This window comes from Adonisia turfae CCMR0081 (genome assembly GCF_011009555.1).
Lineage (GTDB): Bacteria > Cyanobacteriota > Cyanobacteriia > Phormidesmidales > Phormidesmidaceae > Leptothoe > Leptothoe turfae.
Genome location: NZ_QXHD01000004.1, coordinates 6,404,036 through 6,413,577 on the forward strand (window position 1 = coordinate 6,404,036; position 9,542 = coordinate 6,413,577).

General features: G+C 47.8%; 6 protein-coding genes. 4 read left to right on the forward strand and 2 right to left on the reverse strand.

What is annotated here, in order from left to right:
- Positions 1-92: 92 nt before the first annotated feature.
- A complete protein-coding gene (locus DXZ20_RS31145; protein ID WP_163702763.1) occupies positions 93-1,286 on the reverse strand; it encodes a D-Ala-D-Ala carboxypeptidase family metallohydrolase in 1,194 nt (397 codons plus the stop codon).
- A 601-nt stretch (positions 1,287-1,887) separates the two neighbouring features.
- Here DXZ20_RS31145 and DXZ20_RS31150 point away from each other — a divergent pair.
- From DXZ20_RS31150 to rpsU, 4 genes are all read left to right on the forward strand, one after another.
- Positions 1,888-3,423, forward strand: coding sequence for a DUF4231 domain-containing protein (locus DXZ20_RS31150; RefSeq protein WP_163702764.1), 1,536 nt, complete (start codon positions 1,888-1,890; stop codon positions 3,421-3,423).
- 278 nt (positions 3,424-3,701) lie between these two features.
- Positions 3,702-4,493 carry a hypothetical protein gene (locus tag DXZ20_RS31155; RefSeq protein WP_163660853.1) on the forward strand — a complete coding sequence of 264 codons (792 nt, stop codon included), beginning with the start codon at positions 3,702-3,704 and terminating at the stop codon, positions 4,491-4,493.
- A gap of 281 nt (positions 4,494-4,774) precedes the next feature.
- The gene (gene rbp / locus DXZ20_RS31160) at positions 4,775-5,050 is read left to right on the forward strand and encodes an RNA-binding regulator (RefSeq protein WP_163660851.1); all 276 of its coding nucleotides are present in this window, start codon (positions 4,775-4,777) and stop codon (positions 5,048-5,050) included.
- Positions 5,051-5,152: 102 nt separating this feature from the next.
- The gene (rpsU, locus tag DXZ20_RS31165; RefSeq protein WP_006515070.1) at positions 5,153-5,365 is read left to right on the forward strand and encodes a 30S ribosomal protein S21; all 213 of its coding nucleotides are present in this window, start codon (positions 5,153-5,155) and stop codon (positions 5,363-5,365) included.
- Between the two features lie 219 nt (positions 5,366-5,584).
- Here rpsU and carB read toward each other — a convergent pair whose 3' ends face one another.
- On the reverse strand, positions 5,585-8,836 hold the full coding sequence (gene carB, locus DXZ20_RS31170) for a carbamoyl-phosphate synthase large subunit (protein ID WP_163702765.1): 3,252 nt from the start codon (positions 8,834-8,836) through the stop codon (positions 5,585-5,587).
- Positions 8,837-9,542 lie beyond the last annotated feature (706 nt).

Sequence of the window (9,542 nt, forward strand, 5' to 3'; positions counted from 1 at the left end):
AGACACTATACCAAGCCCCAGGGGTAATGCATCATATAATCAGTTTAGGCCCAGACTGCAATCCAGACATGGACTGCTAGCCTAAAAACAGCTTAGAAGCCATAGTTCCAGCGGGCACGATACCCTCGTGCATCAAGATGAGTAAACACCGAGGCACTCGCTAACCCTCCACGGTCTCGCCACCAGGGTTCTAGCTTTCGGTTGACCTCTGGCGGAGAGATCCCCTGCACCACAAAGTCCACGGCATCGCCTGACAGATGGCGCGAACGGCTTGCTCCACCAGCTTTACGATTTGAAGCCGGATCTCGATACCAAGAGTTCACGGTAATGGGACGTCCTCCCAAATAGTCCCGCACTTCCTCCATGGCCTCAGCAATTTTGAGAATACCGTTGACCACGTCCTCGTCCACAGGGATACGATTACCATTCTTAGTGGCTTCGGCCCAACTAAAGTGACCATTGGTCAAAATGGGATCACCAAGATAAACCTTGCCTAGCTTGGGGACAGTGATCGATCGTCCGCGATCTCTTTCGGCAATTTTTGTTTCAGGTTCAACAGGTGGATCTTGCGGTTTGTTATTGGGCTCTGTGCCTTCTAACTGAATATGCTGGGCAAATACGAACCAATCAACGCGATCATTCTGCCCCATAAGTACCCCATCTGGGATGCGGACTTTAACGTGATTTCCTTGATCAGGCTCATCACTCAGCAACTGCAAGCGGGTACCCGCACTCACCAAGATCTTGTCACCGTCAGACAACTTAAAGCCTTGCTCTGGACTCACCTTAAATAGGGTGTCAGCCAGCACCAGCATCTCAGTTGATCCTTGAGGATCTCCCATATCCAGCAGTTGCTGCGATTGCATATAGCGCATAATGGCTGCAGCACCGACACGTGATGTTTTTTTATCAAGGATATTGGTTCCCCCCCATACCCAGGTAGACTCTTTGCCTACACCACCACGGAATCCGTTCCAGAGGTCAAATCCCCACAAAAGTGCACCCAGGGTACGGGTCTTGGCCTGATGAAATTTCTTAGAGATCAGGACATCAATCATCTGGCGTTCAAACTGCGCTGGCTCGCGAAAGTTCCATTCGCTGTAGTGCAAGATCCCCACAAACCACCAGGGCACACCCGTAGCTTTTTCAACGACTTCATAGTGCGATCGCAACTGCACCATACGGCCCACAATCCCCCTAACCGTAGGCTCCACATCCGACTGAAGCGCACAACGCTCAAACGCTGACCTATACTCTGCCTCAAGTTTTTTCAGAGTCAAATCCATAGAGCTAGTAGATGAAACAACAGAGATAGACAGCCAATCGTAAGAGAAGTCAAATCAAGTCTGCGGAATATACTGACAGCAAAAAGCAAGTTAATATCAGCAATTTCCCTTTCAGGAGCTCATTCTAAGGTTCGTTTAATCCCTTACAGGCAAATAACTTAAACACTATTCTGCACACATCAAACCAAGACACTTAAACAGGTAACATTTATAAAGATTTTATATCATCTCAAATAATCACTAAATAAACGAATTTATACTTTAGCGATGGTGCTCTGGGAAAATAAACGAGATAAATTTTCGTAAGTTAATTTTTATAAATTAGGAAGCTAGCTTATAAAGCTAAACCGTGTACCCTTTGAGTTGCGTTCTGTCCTAGACAATCCAATAGCAGTTGGTCTACACCACGCTAGTTCCACGATTGTCAAAATTTTGAGGCTTTTCAGATATTTGCACTATCGGAGTGGCATTCCCCCTCCGATAGTGCAAATATCTCCTGACCCGATTCCACATAATTCAAGAGCCTCTAGAGAGCGCTGTTTGAATTAATAATTTCGCCTTCAAAACCGCATCTATCTCAAATCGCATCTAATCAAATAAAATGGCCAAGAAAAATGCTTACAATGATTATCTCAAGCAAACCCTGGGTGGATTGATAGATAAGCTTGAGATTTCAGACCTACGTAAGGAGTTTCTCAAAAATCGCTGGTTAGATCAGGTTATGTGGCTAGAAGGACGTGCCACTAAAGAGCGTAACCAACACTTCAGGCTCCGCATGATCACCATTATTGGGGGTGTACTTGTCCCAGCCATGGTGGGTTTTAGAAGTAATAATGATGATCTTCAGGTGGGAGTTGCTACAACTGCCTTTTTTGTTAGTCAAGCAGTAGCCATTTCTGCTGCTGTGGAAGAGTTTTTTGGGCACGGTGACAAGTATCGTAATTATCGTAGTACAGCAGAAAGCATGAAGATCGAGGGCTGGCAGTTTATGCAGCTAGCTGGCCCTTATCGCAAATATAAAGTACATTCAGACGCCTATAAAATATTTGCCCAACGGGTTGAGTCCTATATCCAGAAAGATGTAGAGGGATTCGTTGCTCGTTTAGAGGAGAAGCAAGATGAGGAGAAGCAAGACGCTGACGAGGCTGTTAACAATGCCGAGAAAGCACTAATGCGTCTCAATCAGGAGTTAGAAGAGCGAGCTCAGAAACTGGAATTAGAAAAAGTTCGCTTAGCTGAGCAACAGGTCAGCAGTCAGCCACAGGGTCTAGAAGATGGCGGTTATTCAGGATCATTGTTGGATATCCAAATGCCATCATCTTCCGAAGGAGAAACTTTTGAAGAAAGCAGTCCTGCTGAACCAATGACTGGCGTCCAGTCCCTGCTGTCCTCCTCAAACAAAACGTCTGGTCGACGTCCCGCCCGACAATCATCCAGCAAGACCATTACCTCCACCAGTAATCTACCGCCTTTAGGTCAAAATGCACTGGAATGGGAAGAGACTGTTGACTTTCAGGCTCTAAAAACAATTTTAACTGAACAAAACAGCGTTGTGGAAAGTCAGACCAATGGCGGTTCTGGTGGAACTGCGGTGGTCAGTGGACCTCAACTCACCACACCGGATGAAGTTTCCCAGATTTTGGAATGCCCGTTGGAAGACTGTAAAGTTTATCTGCCCGGGATCTTGGCTGCCATGAAAAAGTACGATATTTACGACAACTCCGTACTCATTGGTTTGCTAGCGACTATCCGCATTGAAACCGGCGGATTCAAACCAGTCCACGAGTGGGGAGGCGAGAGCTACTGGAAACGCTATGAAGAACGTGCAGACCTCGGTAACGTTAATCCTGGTGATGGCATTAAATATCATGGCCGTGGCTATATCCAACTAACCGGGCGCGCCAACTACAGCACCTACGGCAAAAAACTAGGTGTAGACCTAGAGGGCAATCCCGATTTAGTCATGGATCCCGAAATATCCGCCCAGGTACTCGCTTGCTACTTTAAAGAGCGTGGCGTGGCTACAGCTGCTCGCGAAGGCGACTGGCGTCGTGTTCGTAAGCTAGTGAATGGCGGTTACCATGGCTGGGATGTATTTTCGAAATATGTTGAGCGGGCCCGTGCTCAATTAGCATAGATGGCGTAGCAGGTCGATCTTGAGTTTTTTGCTGCTAAAAAATACAGTTCCAACTGTAACCAGAACTCACCCCAATTAAATAGAAACATCGGGTCTACTCAGAGCTCATTGCAGTTTCAAGATCCGCGATTTTACGCATATACTTTGCTCGTATACCTAAAAATCAGGTCATTCTATAAGATCAAATTGCACAATTTTTACAGGATGGGGGTATTTTGGGGATGTAATTGGGTTAGAAGCACAGGCCATCTGGCCACCTTTGATAAGAGATATACAAAATGCCCAGAACTTCAGCTGACGAACTCGTTGAACATACGTTTTCCAATGGGCAGCTTGCGAAAATACTCAAGGTGGCAGACGACACTGGTTACGAAAAAGCTTTATCGCTTGTAGGATTAGCAGGCCCAAGACCGACATTGCTAGTCATCGGCGGTGCCAGTAACATGACGGCTGAGAGTCAGGCAAAGCTGCTTCAATTTTTCAATGACACCTTAGCAACTCTGTCAGAACGAATCGGGATTACTGTATTGGACGGCGGCACCGATGCTGGCGTTATCCATATGATGGGCCAGGCACGCCACTATGTTAGTGGCCAATTTAATCTAATTGGCGTTGCACCCTTAAACAGAGTCATTTTTCCAGTCGGCACAACTCCACCTCCGCCCCCAGATGATTCCAACTATCCTCCAGTCGAACTGGAGCCCCATCACACCCATTTCTTCCTAGTACCCGGTGAAAATTGGGGGAGTGAATCCCGCTGGTTAGCCAGGTTCTCGTCGGTTTTAGCGGGACATTTTCCATCTATGACCTTATTGATTAACGGCGGTCAAGTATCGCTTCAAGATTTGAGGCTGAACCTTGAGTTGGGCAGACACGTAACGATTATTGCCGGCAGTGGCCGATTGGCAGATGCCGTAGCTAACACCATTAGCGGAGTCATGCCTTCTGAAGATGAAACAATTCAAAATCTCGTTGATAATTACTACCCTAAACAGCTATCAGTCTTTAACTTGTTATCCAGTTCATTAGATGACCTGAAGACTCAATTAGACACATATTTTGATTCCTAATAGACAAAGCTATCCTGCGGGCATGTAGTCAGCGCTAACCCTTATTTATTAGTAAGGTGTACCCCTTTGAAGCCAGGCCCAAAATCAATTCTTAAGAATTGAAATCAGCAATTGGCAAGGTATGCTAGAGTTCTATGGCAATGCGTTGCTATATTGGGTAACAATCAGTTTTCGGTACGATACGCTCACAGTTCAACTCGACCAGTTCAATCTCGACTTCGATTTGATTACTAGAGGGATCTCCGTATAACTCGTTGCATACTTAACCTAGGAGATTCTCTATGTCCATTTATGTTGGAAATCTGTCCTATGATGCTACTCAGGAGGACATTAATGCCGTCTTCGCCGAGTATGGAACAGTCCAGCGTGTCCATCTACCCACAGATCGTGAAACTGGTCGCCCTCGTGGTTTTGCCTTCGTAGAAATGTCTTCGGAAGACGAAGAAGCCTCTGCAATTGAGGCTTTAGATGGTGCAGAGTGGATGGGCAGAGACCTGCGGGTTAATAAGGCTCGTCCCCGTGAACAGCGTGGCGGCGGTGGTGGCGGTCGCTTCTAAATTAAAAAGTCTGCCTAACTTTGGGTTACGTGTTTTGCACACAACCCTGGTCTATCATGGGGCAGTTGGTCTGCCCCATTTTTGTCGTTAAAGGAGAATACTATGGCCCAGGTTATCCTTGGGGATGATGAAGGTATTGAATCAGCACTGCGAAGATTTAAACGGAAGGTTGTGCAAGCCGGTATTTTTTCGGATATGAAAAAGCACCGTTACTTTGAGACACCTGCTGAAAAACTTAAGCGTAAGGCGATCGCAAAACATCGTCAAAAGCGTTGGAGCCGCAATCGCAGTAATCGCAATAATAATAGAGACTAGGGGCAAGCAATTGAAGCTCAAAGCCTGACTCTTAGTCCCTGGCATAGTAGCAAAGCGGCGTGGTTGAGTTCAACCACGCCGCTTTGCTGACCGACGCATTACAAGGCCTCACCCATAAAATGTTTCGCCCTGGGGATCAGCCCATGGCAAGTTTTTATTCGGGGTTAAGCGCTCTGTCTAAACAGGACTGCCTAAACAAGACTGTCTAAACAAGACTGCCTAAACAAGATAGTCTTGCAAGGCTTTAACCGCTAGCGTTTGTTGCTGCAAGGAACGAATGGCTTCAATGGTTGCTCGCGCACCTGACAGGGTTGTAATCGTTGGGATCTTGTAATCAAGGGCTGTGCGACGAATCATTCGATCATCTTCCTGGGCAGTAGCCCCGGTGGGCGTGTTGATAATCAGCTGAATTTCCTGGTTTTTGATGGCATCAATCACATGGGGCCGACCCTCATGCACTTTGTAGACCAATCTCACATCTAATCCATGGGACTGTAGTACCCGCCGAGTGCCAGCTGTCGCCATCAGTTGAAAACCTAGTTCTGCAAGTTCCTTAGCAATGGGAACTACAGCTTCCTTCTCGCGATCGTTCATAGAAATGAAGGTTGTCCCTTGCAAAGGCAGCGCCTGACTAGCAGCTAGTTCGGCTTTGGCAAAAGAACGCCCGAAGTCTACGTCAATCCCCATGACTTCGCCGGTAGACCGCATTTCTGGCCCTAGCAGCGTGTCAGTACCCGGAAATTTACTAAAGGGTAGTACAGCCTCTTTTACTGAAATATGGGTGGGGATAACTTCTGTCATCACCCCCACCTCAGTCAGGGTTCGTCCAGACATAATGAGAACCGCTGTCTTAGCTAAGGGCACCCCCGTTGCTTTAGAAACAAATGGCACTGTACGAGAAGCTCTGGGGTTGGCTTCTAAGATATAAACGTCATCATCTTTAACCGCAAATTGAATATTCATGAGGCCAATCACTTTTAGGGCCTTAGCTAATTTGACGGTCCAATCACGAATGATACCCAGGGCGTTATCACTAAGGGTGATGGTCGGTAATGAACAAGCCGAGTCACCCGAATGGATACCCGCTTGCTCAATGTGCTCCATAATGCCACCAATGACAACTTGACCAGTGCGATCGCAAATGGCATCCACATCCACCTCAATGGCATTTTCCAAAAAGCGATCGATCAAAATTGGATGGTCCGGTTCTACCTGTACCGCTGTCGTCATGTAGCGCTCTAGATCCTGGTCGGAATAGACCACCTCCATAGCCCGACCACCTAACACGTAGCTGGGGCGCACAACCACTGGATAGTTAATTTTTTGAGCAATCTCCAGGGCTTCCTGATAACTACGGGCAATGCCATTGGGTGGCTGCGTGATCTCCAAATCCCAAAGGATTTTCTCAAACCGTTCACGGTCTTCAGCCGTATCGATAGAATCAGGTGACGTACCCCAAATCTTTGTCTGGATCGGCTGACCATCAACCTCCGGTGCACTGCCCAAATAGGCTTGCAAAGGGACAGCCAACTTGAGGGGAGTCTGGCCACCAAACTGAATAATGACCCCTTCTGGGTTCTCCGCCTCAATAATGTTGAGCACGTCTTCCTTAGTGAGGGGCTCAAAATAAAGCCGGTCACTGGTGTCGTAGTCAGTGGAGACCGTCTCCGGGTTAGAGTTCACCATGATTGTCTCAAAATCATGGGCCTGTAACGCATAGGAGGCATGACAACAACAGTAGTCAAACTCAATACCCTGGCCAATGCGGTTGGGACCACCCCCCAAAATCATTACCTTTCGCCGATCAGAAGGTTTGACCTCGTTTTCAGCCTCATAGGTGGAGTAATAATAGGGAGTGTATGCCTCAAATTCTGCGGCACAGGTATCTACCGTTTTATAGACCGGTGTCACGCCCAAGGCCTTACGGTTTGCCCGCACCTGATCTTCATCGGTTTTGGTGGCATAGGCAATTTGGCGATCGCTAAAGCCCTGCTGCTTCACCGCCATCATTTGCTCGGCAGTAATAGCCCCTAAGGCTGTACGCTTCAACCATTTTTCAGTGATCAGCAAGTCCTGTAATTTATCAATAAACCAGGGATCGATGCCGGTGAGTTCATAGATATCCTGAGCGCTGAGCCCGAGTTGCAACGCATGGCGCAGCGCAAAGATGCGGTCTGGATTAGGGGATCGCAAACTGGAGCGCACCTTGGAAATGGTGGGAAGATTTTCGCTGCGATCGCAGCCCCAACCAGCACGCCCCGTTTCCAAGGAGCGCAAAGCCTTCTGGAACGATTCTTGAAAGGTACGGCCAATGGCCATCGCCTCTCCCACCGACTTCATCTGGGTAGTCAATAAAGGGGCACTTCCAGGAAACTTTTCAAAGGCAAACCGGGGAATCTTAGTCACCACATAGTCAATGGTGGGCTCAAAACTAGCAGGCGTTTTCTTTGTGATGTCATTGGAAATTTCATTCAGGGTGTAGCCCACCGCTAGTTTGGCCGCAAACTTTGCAATGGGAAACCCCGTAGCTTTAGAAGCAAGGGCAGAACTACGAGACACCCTGGGGTTCATCTCAATAACAATCACAGCCCCCGTATCTGGATTCACAGCAAACTGAATATTGGAACCACCCGTTTCCACACCAATTTCACGAATAATTTTGATAGATGCATCCCGTAACCGCTGATATTCCTTATCAGTCAGGGTTTGAGCAGGCGCTACCGTGATCGAGTCTCCGGTATGAATTCCCATGGGATCCAAATTCTCAATCGAGCAGATGATCACGACATTGTCAGCCAGGTCACGCATGACCTCCAGCTCATACTCTTTCCAGCCCAACAGCGACTTCTCAATCAAAATTTGTGATACCGGGCTGGCATCTAAACCGGACTTGGCAATGGTTTCAAACTCTTCCTGGTTGTAGGCGATCCCCCCACCGGTCCCACCCAAGGTAAATGCAGGTCGAATGATTAATGGGTAAGTACCAATCTCTTGAGCAATTGCCTGAGCTTCATCCATGGTCTCAGCCAACCCAGACGGACATATGCCCACACCAATCCGTTCCATGGCCTCCTTAAATAGGCGGCGGTCTTCAGCCATTTCAATGGCATCTAACTTGGCTCCAATCAGCTCCACATTGTGGGCCGCTAGAACACCCTCCTTGGCAAGACTAACAGCAATATTTAGAGCAGTCTGGCCGCCCATGGTCGGCAAGAGTGCATCTGGCTTTTCCCGCTCAATCACCCGAGCCACCAACTCAGGGGTGAGGGGTTCAATGTAGGTGCGATCCGCCGTTTCTGGATCAGTCATGATGGTGGCCGGATTGGAATTAATCAGCACCACTTCATAGCCTTCTTCTCGCAGAGCCTTGCACGCTTGGGTGCCCGAATAGTCAAACTCACAAGCCTGACCAATCACAATCGGGCCAGAACCAATTAACAAAATCTTGCTGAGGTCGTTGCGGCGAGGCATAAGCGAGCGTTGGAAAAATCGAGGGTAACAAATTAGAGAGTCCTATCATTCAGGACTCGGATCAACAAATCCAAATCATTGTAGGGCTTTCTTTCACACCCAAGGCGGAGATTTTGCAGGAGTTTTCAACCATCTTTAGAGCAAACCACCCGCCATAATGGCCAATGTGCATCAATCATAGGCTGATATTTCCTAAAGTTAGGAGGCATCTAATCGCCACTGCTGTAAGGATTCATGCCAGGCATGCACTACAAAACGGACATGCAATATCCATCATTCTTTGCCCATGAAAAATGAAAGGGTGCCAACGCTAACGTCAGAACCCTTTCATTTTTATCAGAGTTAATTGGAGGCAACTGAGTAGGAATGTCCAGACTTTTGTGTCAATCGCTAATTTTTAATAAAAAATCAAGGGTTTCAGCCCTCTCCAACACCGTTTTGTAGACACTCCCTAACAGCTATGGCAAACGGCTGAATGCATCTCTCCAAAGGAAAAGCCGCGCCAACAGCCGTTTGCTGCGCCCATGGCTGATGCTACTTATAGCGTTCAGTAATCATCACTAATATTGTGAACCATGGGCACCCAGCGATAAACTGGCGTCAACGCTTAACCTTCGCCACCTTCGCCGCCTTCGCCACCTTCGCCGCCTTCGCCGCCTTCGCCAGTAACAGCATCCTTGGCGTCTTCTACAGCACCCTCGACGGT